This is a genomic window from Acinetobacter sp. NRRL B-65365 (assembly GCF_001605865.1).
GTDB classification, from domain to species: Bacteria; Pseudomonadota; Gammaproteobacteria; order Pseudomonadales; family Moraxellaceae; genus Acinetobacter; species Acinetobacter vivianii.
Genome location: NZ_LRPD01000045.1, coordinates 37616 through 51723, shown reverse-complemented (window position 1 = coordinate 51723; position 14108 = coordinate 37616). Strand labels below are relative to the sequence as shown.

General features: G+C 40.4%; 12 protein-coding genes. 10 read left to right on the top strand and 2 right to left on the bottom strand.

Going from position 1 to position 14108, the window contains the following annotated elements; all coding sequences use genetic code 11:
- Positions 1–207 precede the first annotated feature (207 nt).
- Both AWW72_RS15215 and AWW72_RS15210 read left to right on the top strand, forming a co-directional pair.
- The gene (locus AWW72_RS15215) at positions 208–1662 is read left to right on the top strand and encodes a SulP family inorganic anion transporter (RefSeq protein ID WP_062847895.1); all 1455 of its coding nucleotides are present in this window, start codon (positions 208–210) and stop codon (positions 1660–1662) included.
- A 444-nt stretch (positions 1663–2106) separates the two neighbouring features.
- On the top strand, positions 2107–3297 hold the full coding sequence (locus AWW72_RS15210; protein ID WP_062847894.1) for an MFS transporter: 1191 nt from the start codon (positions 2107–2109) through the stop codon (positions 3295–3297).
- Between the two features lie 61 nt (positions 3298–3358).
- Here AWW72_RS15210 and AWW72_RS15205 read toward each other — a convergent pair whose 3' ends face one another.
- Together AWW72_RS15205 and otsB are read right to left on the bottom strand one after the other, a co-directional pair.
- Complete coding sequence (locus AWW72_RS15205) at positions 3359–4795, bottom strand: trehalose-6-phosphate synthase (protein ID WP_062847893.1); 1437 nt, start codon at positions 4793–4795, stop codon at positions 3359–3361.
- Positions 4783–5634: a trehalose-phosphatase gene (otsB, locus tag AWW72_RS15200; protein ID WP_062847892.1), complete on the bottom strand. Its 852-nt coding sequence runs from the start codon at positions 5632–5634 to the stop codon at positions 4783–4785. Before otsB ends, AWW72_RS15205 begins: the two co-directional genes overlap by 13 nt.
- Before the next feature lie 253 nt (positions 5635–5887).
- On the opposite strand from otsB, the gene AWW72_RS15195 reads away from it, so the two are divergent.
- The 8 genes from AWW72_RS15195 to AWW72_RS15160 all read left to right on the top strand — a co-directional run bounded on the left by AWW72_RS15195 (position 5888) and on the right by AWW72_RS15160 (position 14026).
- A complete protein-coding gene (locus tag AWW72_RS15195; RefSeq protein ID WP_004771964.1) occupies positions 5888–6076 on the top strand; it encodes a hypothetical protein in 189 nt (62 codons plus the stop codon).
- Positions 6077–6578: 502 nt separating this feature from the next.
- Positions 6579–7445 carry a MaoC/PaaZ C-terminal domain-containing protein gene (locus AWW72_RS15190; RefSeq protein WP_062847891.1) on the top strand — a complete coding sequence of 289 codons (867 nt, stop codon included), beginning with the start codon at positions 6579–6581 and terminating at the stop codon, positions 7443–7445.
- A gap of 18 nt (positions 7446–7463) precedes the next feature.
- Positions 7464–9743, top strand: coding sequence for a molybdopterin-dependent oxidoreductase (locus tag AWW72_RS15185; RefSeq protein WP_062847890.1), 2280 nt, complete (start codon positions 7464–7466; stop codon positions 9741–9743).
- Positions 9744–10030: 287 nt separating this feature from the next.
- Positions 10031–11062 carry a GTP 3',8-cyclase MoaA gene (moaA, locus tag AWW72_RS15180; protein WP_062847889.1) on the top strand — a complete coding sequence of 344 codons (1032 nt, stop codon included), beginning with the start codon at positions 10031–10033 and terminating at the stop codon, positions 11060–11062.
- Positions 11063–11085: 23 nt separating this feature from the next.
- On the top strand, positions 11086–11337 hold the full coding sequence (locus AWW72_RS15175) for a MoaD/ThiS family protein (RefSeq protein WP_004771968.1): 252 nt from the start codon (positions 11086–11088) through the stop codon (positions 11335–11337).
- A 2-nt stretch (positions 11338–11339) separates the two neighbouring features.
- The gene (locus tag AWW72_RS15170; protein ID WP_062847888.1) at positions 11340–11855 is read left to right on the top strand and encodes a molybdenum cofactor biosynthesis protein MoaE; all 516 of its coding nucleotides are present in this window, start codon (positions 11340–11342) and stop codon (positions 11853–11855) included.
- 18 nt (positions 11856–11873) lie between these two features.
- On the top strand, positions 11874–12797 hold the full coding sequence (gene moaCB, locus AWW72_RS15165; RefSeq protein ID WP_062847887.1) for a bifunctional molybdenum cofactor biosynthesis protein MoaC/MoaB: 924 nt from the start codon (positions 11874–11876) through the stop codon (positions 12795–12797).
- On the top strand, positions 12797–14026 hold the full coding sequence (locus AWW72_RS15160; protein ID WP_062847886.1) for a molybdopterin molybdotransferase MoeA: 1230 nt from the start codon (positions 12797–12799) through the stop codon (positions 14024–14026). The genes moaCB and AWW72_RS15160 overlap by 1 nt, the downstream gene beginning before the upstream one ends.
- Positions 14027–14108 lie beyond the last annotated feature (82 nt).

Below are 14108 nucleotides of genomic sequence, written 5' to 3'. Positions count from 1 at the left end.
CAGATGACATCATTTTGAACCCATGTTAGTCTAGCGCCACAATTCATTCTGATCTCTTCATTTATCTTATGCAGCTTACGCCACCCTAGTTGATTTCTCTTGCTTGAAAATTAACTCATCACTTTGACTAGTGATGTGGTGTAGTCGTGTGCATGTATATATCACATCACTAGCCTTGATTTAAAATTATACAAATAGGCTATTTCTATGTTATCCAATGTTCGGGAACAGTGGTTCTCCAATATTCGCGGGGATATTTTGTCTGGACTTGTGGTCGGTCTGGCACTTATTCCAGAAGCGATTGCTTTCTCTATTATTGCTGGTGTCGATCCTAAAATTGGCTTGTATGCCTCTTTCTGTATTGCGGTTGTGATTTCCTTTGTCGGCGGTCGTCCAGCCATGATTTCTGCTGCAACAGGGGCTATGGCTTTGCTCATGGTCACGTTAGTTAAAGAACATGGACTTCAATATTTACTTGCAGCCACTATTTTGACAGGTATCTTCCAGATTATTGCGGGTTATCTGAAGCTGGCCAAGTTGATGCGTTTTGTATCGAAGTCAGTGGTCATTGGTTTCGTGAATGCTTTGGCGATTCTGATTTTTATGGCGCAGTTACCTGAGCTGATGAACGTAACGTGGCATGTATATGTTTTTGTCGCTCTGGGTTTAGCCATTATCTATTTATTTCCTCTAATTCCAAAACTAGGAAAGCTTCTGCCATCGCCGTTGGTCTGCATTATCATCATTACCCTGATCGCCATGTCGATGGGAATTGACCTTAGAACGGTAGGCGATATGGGTGAGTTACCCAATACGCTTCCTATATTTTTATTGCCTGATATTCCTTTAAACCTTGAAACACTCATGATTATTTTGCCTTATTCGATTCCGATGGCTGTCGTCGGACTGCTGGAATCGATGATGACGGCAACCATTGTGGATGAAATGACCGATACGCCAAGTGACAAGTTTCAGGAATGTAAAGGTCAGGGTATTGCCAATATTGCTTCAGGATTTATGGGCGGGATGGCTGGTTGTGCCATGATTGGTCAATCGATGATTAATGTAAAATCAGGTGGTTTGACCAGATTATCGACCTTTTGTGCGGGTATATTTTTACTCATTCTGGTGGTTTTTCTGAGTGATTGGCTCAAAGTCATTCCGATGGCTGCTTTGGTTGCCGTGATGATCATGGTTTCAATCAGCACCTTTGAATGGAAATCCATTACCCAGTTCACCGCTAATCCAAAGAGCAGTAATGTGGTGATGATCGCGACAGTTGCTGTTGTGGTCGCTACGCATAATCTGGCCTTAGGTGTATTAACAGGCGTACTGTTATCCGCATTATTTCTTGCCAATAAACTGGAAAATGATATTCATGTGAAGACATCATTTGAAGGCGCTACACGTTTGTATGAACTGCATGGGCAAATCTTTTTTAGTTCGTCAGAAAAGTTCTTACAGAGTTTTGACTTTAAAGAAGGCGTGAAAGCGGTGATTATCGACTTAACCCATTCTCATATTTGGGATGTCACTTCCGTGGCAATGCTGGATTCGGTCATCAGCAAATTCCAGAAAAATGGGATACATGTCACCGTACGTGGTTTGAATGAAGCCAGTTCCATCATGATTGATAAGTATGGTACACATGCCAAAATCTAAATCTGTTTCTATAACATAACAATGATTAAGCCTCTACACGGGCAGAGGCTTTTTTGTTGCACATTGAACCTTTTATCTGCCAAAGAAACTCAAGTTGATCATTTTTTTAATATGCAAATATTTTAAGACAAGAAAACTTTCAGATTTTTAGATTAAAAAACACTAAGTGGTGAATATGCATCAATTTATTCTTTATTATATTGATGTAAATTAAAAAATCCTTAGAAATAAGTACTTTAATTTTATTGTAAATTTGAAACCAAGTTATTGAAATATAATAACTTTATATTTGTAAAAAATAGTGTTTTTACCGTAATTTTGTGTATAATTTCGCCATAAAAGCCTCTGTGGATTTATAGAACTTCTCTATAGATTAGCAGGGGTTTTTCTATGGAGATTTATCTGAGATGGAAGATCTGAGTTAATTTGTGTGGATGGTATTAAATGATCCTTTTTTCCAGAACTGCTCTTATTGATCCTGAAATTCAATTAAGTGCTCAACGTCTTTCAACTCGTTTTAGCTTTTTCGGTCTTGGTTTTGCCACGGCTGCATGGGCGCCGTTGATTCCTTTTGCTCAGCAACGTTTGCATTTTAATCATGCAGATTTTGGCTTATTACTCTTATGCAGTGGCTTAGGTGCAATGCTGGCTATGCCTGCGACAGGTAAAATTGTTCAGCGTATTGGCTGTCGTGCGCCGATCGGGTTCGCTTTACTCTTGCTTGCCGTTCTATTGCCAAGCCTCAGCTTATGGAATACGCCGTTAATGATGGCGATCACCTTATTCTTATTTGGCACAGCAGCAGGAAGTTTGAGCGTTGCACTCAATATTCAGGCCGTAGTGGTTGAGAAGAATAGCTTAAAATCATTAATGTCTGGCTTTCATGGTATGGCAAGTCTCGGTGGATTAGCAGGGGTGCTAACCATTACTGCATTGCTTGCTTTAAATATTTCGCCTGTAGTTAGTGCACTTGCTGTGAGTTTACTATTGGCGGTTATTGCTTTTCTGTCAGTGCCATTCAGCATAAAAGCGGTGGAAAATACGGATTCAGAAGCAGCATCGACAGTGAAAAAGTCGATACGTCAGCGTTTGCCGCGGCCTTTAATTGTGTTAATTGGTATTGCCTGCTTCATCATTTTCATGACAGAAGGCGCGGCGATGGACTGGAGTGGTATTTATTTAACCCATGAATATGGGGTTAATGCCGCTTTTGCAGGATTGGCGTATACCTTCTTCGCGATTGCCATGACCACAGGTCGTTTTACAGGGCATTTCCTGATCCGTTATTTTGGTGAGAAAAAGCTTTTAACCTATAGCGCGATTTGCGCAACTTTAGGTTTGGCTTTGGTCGGTATCGCACCGCATTGGTGGCTGGTTTTAGTGGGATATACACTGGTTGGCGCAGGTTGTTCCAATATCGTTCCGATCATGTTTTCCCGTGCTGGACGTCAGACGGTGATGGCAAGCGCAGTTGCTTTGTCTTGTGTTTCGACTTTGGCTTATACCGGTATTTTGGTTGGACCTGCTTTCATTGGAATGATTGGTGAGCTGATTGGTTTAAGTACAGTGTTTATGGCGTTATCCGTTCTATTATTATTGATTGTGGCTTTAAATCGTTTTACTTACGTGAAATAGGCGTCAGAGTGAACTGAACTGGCAATATCTGGATACTGCCAGTTCCTTACAAATCGAAGTACTATAAATTTTGATAAATAGGGTTAACGTTACGCATGCCCATAAATCTGAAATCCTGCAAAGCAGTTTTGTACTGTAAGTCATTAAGAAATGCATTGCGCCAGTCATTAATATCAAAATCTTTTAAACCTTTCATCAGTTGTTTGTAGCGTGAAATACGTTCTTGTCGTGGCATTTCCAGTGCTGTTTTTAACGCATCGACCATTGCCGTTTTGTCGGTCGGATCAACCAGTAGTGCTTCTGACATATGCTCCGCAGCACCTGCATATTTGGATAGAATCAGTACACCAGGATTCGATGGATTTTGCGCGGCAATATATTCTTTCGCGACCAGATTCATCCCATCTCGTATTGAACTGATCCAGCACACATCCGCTTGACGATAGATTTGCATCAAATGATGATGTTTCATTGCATCATAAATACATTCCACCGGTTGCCAGTCTTCCTGTGCAAATTCCTGATTAATCATCTCGATCTTAATCTTGAAACGCTCAAATAAACGCTGATAGGCTGGAACTTCCAAACGGCAGGGGCAGGCAATCTGTAAATGTTGAATATGTTGCTGATACTCAGGATATTTCTCTAAGAACTCTGCATAGGATAGAAAACGTTCCAGCAAACCTTTTGAATAATCAATCCGATCTACGCCAATAATGGTTTTCGCAGCATTCAGCTCAACTGGGCGGGTAAGCAAGTCTTGTACATCAATAAACTGTTGGGCCGCTTTTTGAATCGCTGCTGGATTTACCCCAATCGGGTAGCATTTAATCATAGTCAAACGCTGATGATAGCTGACTAAAGTCTGTTGAATCTTCTGTGCTTTCAATAAAGAGGTGCATACTTGCATACAGACTTTTTGATCTTTATCCGTTTGTAGACCCACCACATCGTATTGGCATAAATCCTCAATTAATTGTTGGGCACACGGAATTCTTTGCCAGATAAATAAAGGTGCAAAGGGAATATGCAGGAAAAATCCGATCTTATTTTGCATACCCAATTCACGACAATATTTTGCCACACTTAAAAAATGATAATCATGCACCCAAATGGTATCATCTGGTTGTGCAATTTCAGCAAGTTTTTGAGCGAATAAATAATTGACTTGCTGATATCCCTCATATTCTGATGACTTATATTCAATCAGGTCTGAACGATAATGCATAGCAGGCCAAAGCGTATTATTGGCAAATCCAGCATAATAATCTGAATATTGATTATGTGTTAAAGGGCAGGTGATATATTCAACATTGTCTTTACGAAGGATATTAAAATGAACTTCCTCTTGTGTATCGACTTTTTCTCCATTCCATCCCAACCATACACCGCCAATATCATCTAACGCATCTTGTATGGCGACAGCAAGTCCGCCTGCGGCAGGTTTTTCTCCATTTGGAATACTGACACGATTGGATAAAATAATTAATTTAGACATATTTTCTCTCCACCTAAGTTGTTGTTACCCTTAACCTTGTTGTCATAGTTCTGAATGTGTTCTAAAAATAATTCTAAAAAATCATGCACTTGTTTTGTGTCTTGAAGCTGGTATCTGGCATGGGTAAGCCCTTGACCGACCTTGATTGAGATGCCATCTTCCACTTGATTCACAAAATAAAAACCATCTTCATCCGTGACGTCGTCACCAATGAAAACGGGAATATAAAGATCATGCTGGTTGAAATGCGCTAAAACTTCCTCGATTGCCAAGCCTTTATTCGCTTGAGCAGGGATTAATTCATAAACGAATTTTCCTTGAATCAGTTTTAGGTTGGGGAATACCTGCTGACTTTCCAATATTATTTTTTTTGCTATAGATTCCAGCGCTGGTGCTTTTCGATAATGTAGTGCAATTGAAGATTTCTTATTTTCAATCAGTAAATCTGGATATGGAATACATGCCTTAGTTAACATATTATAAATATAAGAAATTTCTAGGAAATTCTTGGATACATGTAATTCTTTTTCTTTTCCAAGGTATATATCTAATCCATGCAATGCAGCAATTGGAAGATCAAGAGATTCAAATAATTTACGTGCAGAATCAATATCCCGTCCTGTTACGGCAACCACAGGGATTTTATTTGAAATTATTTTTTCTAGAGTATTTAAAGTCTTAGCTGGAATAAAACAGTCATTTGGATCGAGTTGAAAATCAGCTAAAGTTCCATCTATATCTAGAAATAGACATGGCTTATTATAATTTGAGCTAAGTTTATCTCTCAAACTCTGTAAGTAATCTAATGTTGAACTTGTTTTATCTATTCTGTTGTTCAATTTTAATCTCTCTTATTGCCATTTTATTTTATTATAGAGTGATAAAATTTTTATAATAGTTGATTTGTCAATAAGTAAACACAAGCAGAACGTAATTTACATTAGTAATGCTTGTAATACATCGTAAATTTTCCTTACATTTCTCATATAGAATCTTTTAGCGTTTACTATTTATATAGTGCATGGCTCTGTTGTGGTACATACTTTAATATATTAGTTTTTAATAATCTGTATTGGGTCATAGGAGATGAATATGCAAAAAGTATCTGATTATTATGATGATTTTCCTGAATTTAATCCTGCTAATTATGATCAGGAAGGAAATTATAAGCCTGAATTTATGTTTAAAAGAAACAAGATGTATCAATCAAAAGATATGAATGAGCAATTATCTAGTGAAAAGAAAGATCTAATGTTAAAACATAAGAAGTTAATATATTGATGAGTATTATGTGATTGGTTAATCATTCTTGGATCAGTTTGTTGTAATATGTCTCATATGAAAGGGCTTTTGTATTAATATGCAAAGGTCCTTTTTTATTATCAGTATTTTAGCCTGTTTTAATTTTGATATTTAGGTAATTGTTTGAGATATAAAGGAAATATTTTGTCTAATTTTTTGTTTATTAAATTAGGATGTTTGGTATGCATTTTAATTCTTTGTGAGAATATCATGTCTAAATAAAAGACATGAGGTATTAATCACTAATTAAATTTTTATATCGTTATTTATTATTTCTATAAGATATAAATAAAAATGGTCGTTTGCATGCGTCTGTCATTATTTCCTAATTCAGACAGAAGGTCTTGACCTTTCTTTTGTTGAGTTCTATTTTGGAACTGAATTAAATTTCAAACATGTCAGGCTCGATGCAATTAAGCCAATACTTGTATGCGTGCAGTGAACATCGTAATAGAAAAATAAAAGGAAGAAGGAGTAAGAGATGAGGGCAGTTCGTTATCAGCAGATTCCATTGCAGTTTTTATTCGAGCATCAGGCAACCTTGGCTGGGCTTGGGAAAATTGTATTGCGAAGCTTCTCAAAAGCTAAAGTTCAGCAAGGTGATTGGCAAGCGCTGGCACCGATTAAAGAAATTATTCAGCCACCAAGCGATGAGTTGGTGAAGCATTATATTGAATGGAGTGGAGCATCAACCCATAAATATCCAGATTCAATCCCCGCACATATGGTTTCGCAATGGGGGCTTTCATTTGCAACCCGTCTGCTTTTACAAACAAATTACCCGCTTAGTCAGGTCATCAATCAAGGTGTGAGCCTAAAGATTCATGGTGACATTCCCAGAAATGAAAAGCTATTGATTCAGGCCAAGATCGCATCTGTGGATGAGCGTAATGGCTTGGCACGTGTTTCAGTGCAAATTATCACGGGTACGATCACTCAGCCAACGCTGGTCGAAGCGGTATTGCATATGGCATTTATTTTACCCAATTTTGAGAAAACCAAGCGTACTGAAACGACAGATAATGAAAGCTGGCACGGTTTAGGCGAATGGTCTGCGACAGCCGATGACGGTTTTAAGTTTGCATTATTGACGGGTGATTTTAATCCAATTCATTGGGTTGGGCCGTTAGCAAAACTATCGAGCTTTGGACAAAAAGTCCTACATGGTTTTGGCGTATTTGCACGTAGCTTTGAGTTGCTTCCTGAGCCAATTCAGCAAATTGATGTTCGTTTTTTAAAACCTGTTAAATTACCCTCAAAACATAACCAAGTAGAAATCAGCACTGAGCAACATATTCGTGTGGTGGGTTCAGCAGGGCAAATCTGTTTAATGGGCCAATATTCATAAAACAATAAGGTGAGAACAATGACGACTGGAACAGCACCAAGACAGGATGTAACGGCTTGTATTTTATGTTCACGCAACTGTGGGCTGAGTGTTGAAATTGCAGATAATCAGTTTAAAAAGATAAAAGGTGATACCCAGCATCCTTTTTCTCAAGGCTATATTTGCCAAAAAGCAGCACGTTTGCAGCATTACCAGCAGCATGCAGATCGTTTAACCGCGCCATTAAAACGTCAAGTCGATGGTTCATTTAAGGAAATCAGTTGGGATCAAGCAATTCAGGAGATTGCTGATCAGCTTGTACAGATTCGGGATACGCATGGGGGAACGGCATTCGCTTCTGTCGGTGGTGGTGGGCAGGGAAACCATTTGGGAGCTGCCTATGGTCGGCAACTGTTATATGCCATGAAAAGTTTTTATTCTTATAACTCCTTAGCCCAAGAAAAAACCGGAGATTTCTGGGTCAATGGTCGTTTGTTCGGAAGTCAAGCCTGTCATACCACGGAGGATGTCGAGCATGCGGACTATGTCCTGTTTATTGGAACCAATCCTTTTCAGGCACACGGCATTCCCAATGCCCGTGATACCTTGAAACATATTAAGAAAGATCCGAATCGGACGATGGTGGTGTTTGACCCACGTGTTACCGAAACGGCTAAACAAGCCGATATTCATGTACAACTGAAGCCTGGAACAGATGCCTATCTGATGTCTGCCATGATCGCAATCCTGCTGAAAGAGGAATTGTATGATCAGCAATTTATTCAGCAACATACACATGGTTTTGACGAAGTTAAACAGGCGTTTAAAGCGATTCCGATAGCGGAATATATCCAGAAAGCGGATGTTTCGGTTGAGTTGATTTATCAGATCGTGCGTGACTTTGCCAAAGCCAAACGTGGCTGTGTACGTATTGATTTAGGTATTCAACACACTTTAAATACGACATTGAATGGTTATTTGGAAAAACTTTTGTATTTACTTACAGGACATTTTGGTCAGCAGGGAACCAATAACCTACATACCATGTTTATTCCAATCCTGAGCAATACCGATGAGCGGAATCCAAAGTATCGCCGTACAGTTCACCATAAAATGTTCCCCATTTCTGGTTTCTTTCCTCCGAATATTTTGCCTGATGAAATTTTAAAGGCTGGGGAAAAACGAGTTCGTGCCGTATTCGTGGATAGTTGCAATCCTTTACTGACTTATCCTGATACTAGCGCTTATGAGCAAGCCTTTCAGTCACTGGAACTTTTGGTGGTGGTTGATGTGGCAATGACAGAAACTGCGCGTCTGGCACATTATGTTTTACCAGCGCATACCCAATTCGAAAAATGGGAATTTACGGGATTCAACTTAGAATTTCCTAAAAATGGCTTTCATTTAAGGCATCCACTTTTTAAAGCACAAGGTAATACTTTACCTGAAGCGGAAATTTATACGCGATTACTGGAAGCCATGCAGGTTATTCCCCGACAGTTTCCACTCCTGAGCAAAATTGCGGAAAAAGATCGTGCAAAAACAGCTTATCTTGCCTATTTCGCAGCGCTTGGCGCCTCTTTTGTAAAAAATAAGAAGCTGATTCCTTATGCGGCATCCATTGTATATCGCACTTTGGGCAAAACATTACCCGATGATGCTGCCTCGACAGCTTTGTTATTGCCTTTATGTATGCAATACGCAGCACAGCATTTCAAAGCAGTGAAGCGGGCGGGCTATGAAGGCAATCGTTTTAATCTTGGGGTAACGCTTTTTCAGGCCATTTTGAAAAAGCGTTCAGGCGTTGTATTGTCTGCACATGATTATGCTGATGTCTGGGAGCTGATTGCCTATAAAGACAAAAAAATTCGTTTGGCAATTCCAGAAATGTTTATAGAGCTGGCTGAATTAAAGCATCAGAAATTTGCAGCCACAGCAGATTATCCTTTTATTTTACTGGCAGGTGAACGACGTAGCTACAATGCGAATCAGATCTATAGAGATCCAGCATGGCGTAAAGTGGATGCAGAAGGACGTTTAAGAATGAATCCTGATGATGCCTTGGCGTTAGGTGTTGAAACAGGACAAATGCTGCAATGTATTTCAGAGCATGGGCGTATTCAGGTTACGGTTGAGCTTGATGAAGGGATGCGAAAAGGTGTAGTGTCGTTACCGCATGGTTATGGATTAAGTTATGCTGGCGCTGAGCCAGTCGGGCCACAATTGAACCGTCTGACCTCAACAGGGCATTGTGATCCGTTGTCCAAGACGCCATATCATAAATATGTACCTGTGCGTTTACAGCATTTGACGGTTTAGACGATCAGCATATTGATTTTATGAGCATCATGCACTAAATGTTATCAATACAAGGAAAGCTGCCTGAAAATAGTGCAAAGGATTTTGAACAAAAATATGCAAGACATCAGATATTTTTATGCGTAAATTGAAAGTGTTGCTTATTTGTTTGAATAAGCAACAACAAGCCTGAACAAAGGATGTGCTTGGAATAATTATTGCTGTAATAAAAAGCTTTAGCTCGATATATGAACAAGCTTGCACAGAACTTGTGCTTGGCCAGTAAAAAGATCTACAAATGAGTGCGTATGATGAAGCATGAGAAACTTAAAACGACTTTACCGATTCTTCAGGATCAGTATGGTCGTATTAAGCGTAAGTTACGGATTTCCGTGACAGATCGCTGCAATTTCAAATGCATTTATTGTATGCCTGAGCATCCTGAATGGATGAAGAAACAGGATTTGCTCAGTTTCGAAGCCTTATTTGCTTTTTGCCAGTATATGGTTGGACAAGGAATTGAAAATATTCGTATTACGGGCGGTGAACCGTTAATGCGTCAGGGCGTGGTTCATTTTATTGCTGATTTACAACAGTTAAGAGCACTCGGCTTAAAACGGATTTCGATCACGACCAATGCCCATTATTTGGCAAAATATGCCGAAGCATTGAAACAGGCGGGTTTAGATGATCTCAATATTAGTCTGGATAGCCTGAATCCGACCCAGTTTAAGCAACTGACCAAAAAAGAACTTACACCCGTACTGAGTGGCATAGAGGCTGCAAAAAAAGCAGGGCTACCCTTTAAACTCAATTGTGTGTTGATGAAAGGTCATAATGATGACCAGATTTTGCCGATGGTACAGTGGGCAAAACAACAGAACATTCCATTGCGCTTTATTGAATTTATGCCATTGGATGGAGATCAGCATTGGACAGATGATGCTGTGGTGAGTGAAGCAGAAATTTTAGCGCAGCTCCAGCCTCATTATGATGTTCAGGTCTTACAACAGCAGCATGAGCCTGCGCGTATTTATCAGCTTGATGGACATTATCCACTTGGCATTATTTCGACTATTACCCATTCATTTTGTGGGGACTGTGATCGAATCCGTTTAACGGCTCAGGGCGAACTGTATAACTGTCTATTTGCTCAACAAGGCTTAAATATTAAGCCCTATTTACACGATTTAATTCAGCAAAATAATGAGTCAAAGCAGAGTGCATTGCTGCAACTCGACCAACAGGTTAAGCCTTACATCTGGCATAAAGCCAAAGGCTATCATGCGATACAACATCAACAAGCCCGTAAAATCAGTATGCACATGCTGGGTGGTTAAAGAGCAATTGATCTGGAGAAAATATGCAAACCATTGAGATCAAAATTGAAGCTTTTGGCGCAATTGAAAGGTTGTTGCCAAAGGCGCTTGCATTTGAGTTTGCAGAAAATCGAAGTGTTAAAGATGTATTAACCCATATTGTAACGCTTTATCCAGAAGCACATCAGGCAATGGAAAAATGTGCCTGTGCAATAGGAGAAGATATTGTGACACGTCAAATGGAATTAGATCAATCTTGTACTTTAGTACTGTTGTCGCCAGTGGCAGGGGGATAAATATGCGTGAATTTGCCAGAGTTCAAGATCAGGCTTTAAGCCTCGACAGTTTCGACCCAATACAGGCATTTCCTGAATGTGGTGGCGTTGATATCTTTATTGGAACCGTGCGTAATCATCATGAAGGTAAAGCAGTCAAGGCATTGAAATATACCTCCTATACGCCAGTTGCTGAAAAGATGATTCGGGAAATCGAGCAGCAAGTCAAAGAGAAATATCAAGTCTCTTATGTTCGGGTCATGCATCGTATTGGTTATTTAGAGGTCAGTGAAACTGCCATTATTGCCATTGCTTATGCTGCTCATCGCCGTGAAGCTTTTCAAGCCTGCGAAGAAGCCGTAGAACGGGTAAAACATGAAGTACCGATCTGGAAAGAAGAATTTTTCATGGATGGTACCAGTCACTATGTTGAAGGTTGTTGTATCCGCAAAGATACTGCTGAATCAACGTCTCACACTGAAAGGCATCAACATGCTCATCATCCAGAAAATTGCACACATGCGCATACACACGAATAAAGCGTTAGGAAGTTAAAAATGAAAAATGTTGGGATGAAACCCGAAAGTTACCGTGTAGCAGAAGCACAAGCAATTTTACATGCACCCGCACATTGTATTCAGTTACTGCGTGATGGAAATACCGAAAAAGGCGATGCTTTAAAAACGGCACGTATTGCAGGCATTCTGGCAGCAAAACGAACAGATGAACTGATTCCATTATGCCATCCTTTACCGATTTATCGTGCTGATGTCGAGTATGATTTGCAAGAGGATCATGTGGTGATCTTAACCACAGTGGAAACCATTGGGCCAACAGGTGTCGAGATGGAGGCTTTGACAGCTGCAAGTCTGGCTGGCTTAACGCTATATGACATGCTGAAACCGCATTGTGAACCTGAAGAGCTGTGTCTGGATCAATGCAAATTGCTGAAGAAAAAAGGTGGTAAATCCCATTTTAAGCGGACTTTACGCCAACCTGTTTCTGCGGCTGTTATTGTCCTTTCGGATACGGTGGCTGCGGGGCGTAAACCTGATACTGCAGGAAAGTCCGTAGTAGAGACCTTGACCGAAGCAGGCTTTGATCCGATTCATTATCAGATCCTGCCTGATGAAGCTGATCAATTAAAAGATCTGGTTCTGGAGTTAACCAAATCTTATGCTTGCATCATGACGGTTGGTGGTACAGGGATTGGCAAGCGTGATATTACGGTGGATACGCTTGAGCCGCTATTAGAACGAAAGCTGGATGGTCTGATGGAAGCGGCACGTTCATTTGGACAGAAACGGACGCCTTATGCGGCGATGTCACGTGGTGTTGCAGGATTTATTGATCGTTCGTTGGTTGTGACGTTACCGGGTAGCCGTGGCGGCGCCAGTGAATCTATGGCGGCGATTTTACCAGCGTTGGTGCATATTTTTGATGTATGTCGAGACTTACCTCATCCGGGAGGTTATGAATAATGTCAGGATGTGGTGCTGAAAAAGGATTGATCAGTATTGATGAGGCATTCGCACTGATCCAAAGCCAAGCTAAAACCTTAGCCACCGAGACCTTGCCTTTAGGTGAGTGTCTCAATCGCTATCTGGCTCAAGCCATCGTTTCTCAGGTGAATTTACCGAGCTTCTCACAAAGTGCAGTCGATGGCTACGCAATCCATAGCGCTCGTGAAAACTTGCAAGATGCTACTTTCTCGGTGATTGGAGAAATTAAAGCGGGCAGTGAGTCTGATGTACAGCTTAGGGATGGACAAGCCGTTCGTATTTTTACTGGTGGGAAAATCCCTGAAGGAACCACTCATGTCGCTCGACAGGAAATTGTAAATATTGAAAGCGATAAGCTGATTCGGTTGACTGAACATATCAAGGCTCAGGCAGATATCCGCTTTACAGGTGAAGAAATTCAGTGTGGGCAGCAACTGGCAGAGCTTGGGCAGCGCATTAATATTGGGGCTTTAGCAGCACTGAGCATGGCTGGGGTAAAAACTCTTGAAGTGTTTAAACAACCTAAAGTTGCCGTCGTGATTACAGGTGATGAAGTTGCGGAAACACCTGACGATTTACAGGCTGGAAAAGTGTTTGATGCCAATGGCCCACTGTTAAAAGCTTGGTTGCAAGATTATGGATTAGCGGTAGAAATACGCCATATTGCCGATGAAGCAGAACAGGTGACGCAATGCTTCGAACAGCTCAAACCGCATTATGATGTCATTATTACTACCGGTGGTGTTTCTGTGGGCGATTATGATTTTGTGCGTCCTTGTGCCTTTGAAGCAGGCTTTGAGCAGGTTTTCTGGAAGGTGAAACAAAAACCGGGTAAACCTTTATTTTTTGCCGAATATACAGCGCAAAATCATCACTGTTACATACTTGGTTTGCCAGGCAATCCGGCAGCTGTCTATGTATGTATGCAGATGTATGGTAAATCGCTATTCGATGCCTTACAAAACCAGACTCAATCTCTGGAATGGTTTAGTGCAATACTGACCCATGATTTGAAGTCCGATGCACGTGAACGATTTTTAAGGATGCATGCCTATTTTGAACAAGGTCAGCTCAAGCTGAAAAGCCTTGCCAAGCAACAATCGCATATGTTGAGTAATTTGATGCAGGCTAACTGTCTGGTGCGTATTCCTGCCCATATTCAGCCTGAAGCAGGAATGGAAGTGAACGGCGTATTCATTCGCAATTAAAGGTTCAGCAGAAATGAGTAAAATTTGTGAATTTTGTCACTTTTAGCCAAGTGCCAATATTGCATCTGATGGACAAGGTGGT

Bases quoted from the DNA above. Each gene is read 5' to 3' on its own strand.
- AWW72_RS15185 (WP_062847890.1), top strand. From the start codon at position 7,464: ATGACGACTGGAACAGCACCAAGACAGGATGTAACGGCTTGTATTTTA.
- moaA (WP_062847889.1), top strand. From the start codon at position 10,031: ATGATGAAGCATGAGAAACTTAAAACGACTTTACCGATTCTTCAGGAT.
- moaCB (WP_062847887.1), top strand. From the start codon at position 11,874: ATGAAAAATGTTGGGATGAAACCCGAAAGTTACCGTGTAGCAGAAGCA.
- AWW72_RS15195 (WP_004771964.1), top strand. From the start codon at position 5,888: ATGCAAAAAGTATCTGATTATTATGATGATTTTCCTGAATTTAATCCT.
- AWW72_RS15210 (WP_062847894.1), top strand. From the start codon at position 2,107: ATGATCCTTTTTTCCAGAACTGCTCTTATTGATCCTGAAATTCAATTA.
- AWW72_RS15170 (WP_062847888.1), top strand. From the start codon at position 11,340: ATGCGTGAATTTGCCAGAGTTCAAGATCAGGCTTTAAGCCTCGACAGT.
- AWW72_RS15215 (WP_062847895.1), top strand. From the start codon at position 208: ATGTTATCCAATGTTCGGGAACAGTGGTTCTCCAATATTCGCGGGGAT.
- AWW72_RS15190 (WP_062847891.1), top strand. From the start codon at position 6,579: ATGAGGGCAGTTCGTTATCAGCAGATTCCATTGCAGTTTTTATTCGAG.
- AWW72_RS15205 (WP_062847893.1), bottom strand. From the start codon at position 4,795: ATGTCTAAATTAATTATTTTATCCAATCGTGTCAGTATTCCAAATGGA.
- AWW72_RS15160 (WP_062847886.1), top strand. From the start codon at position 12,797: ATGTCAGGATGTGGTGCTGAAAAAGGATTGATCAGTATTGATGAGGCA.
- AWW72_RS15175 (WP_004771968.1), top strand. From the start codon at position 11,086: ATGCAAACCATTGAGATCAAAATTGAAGCTTTTGGCGCAATTGAAAGG.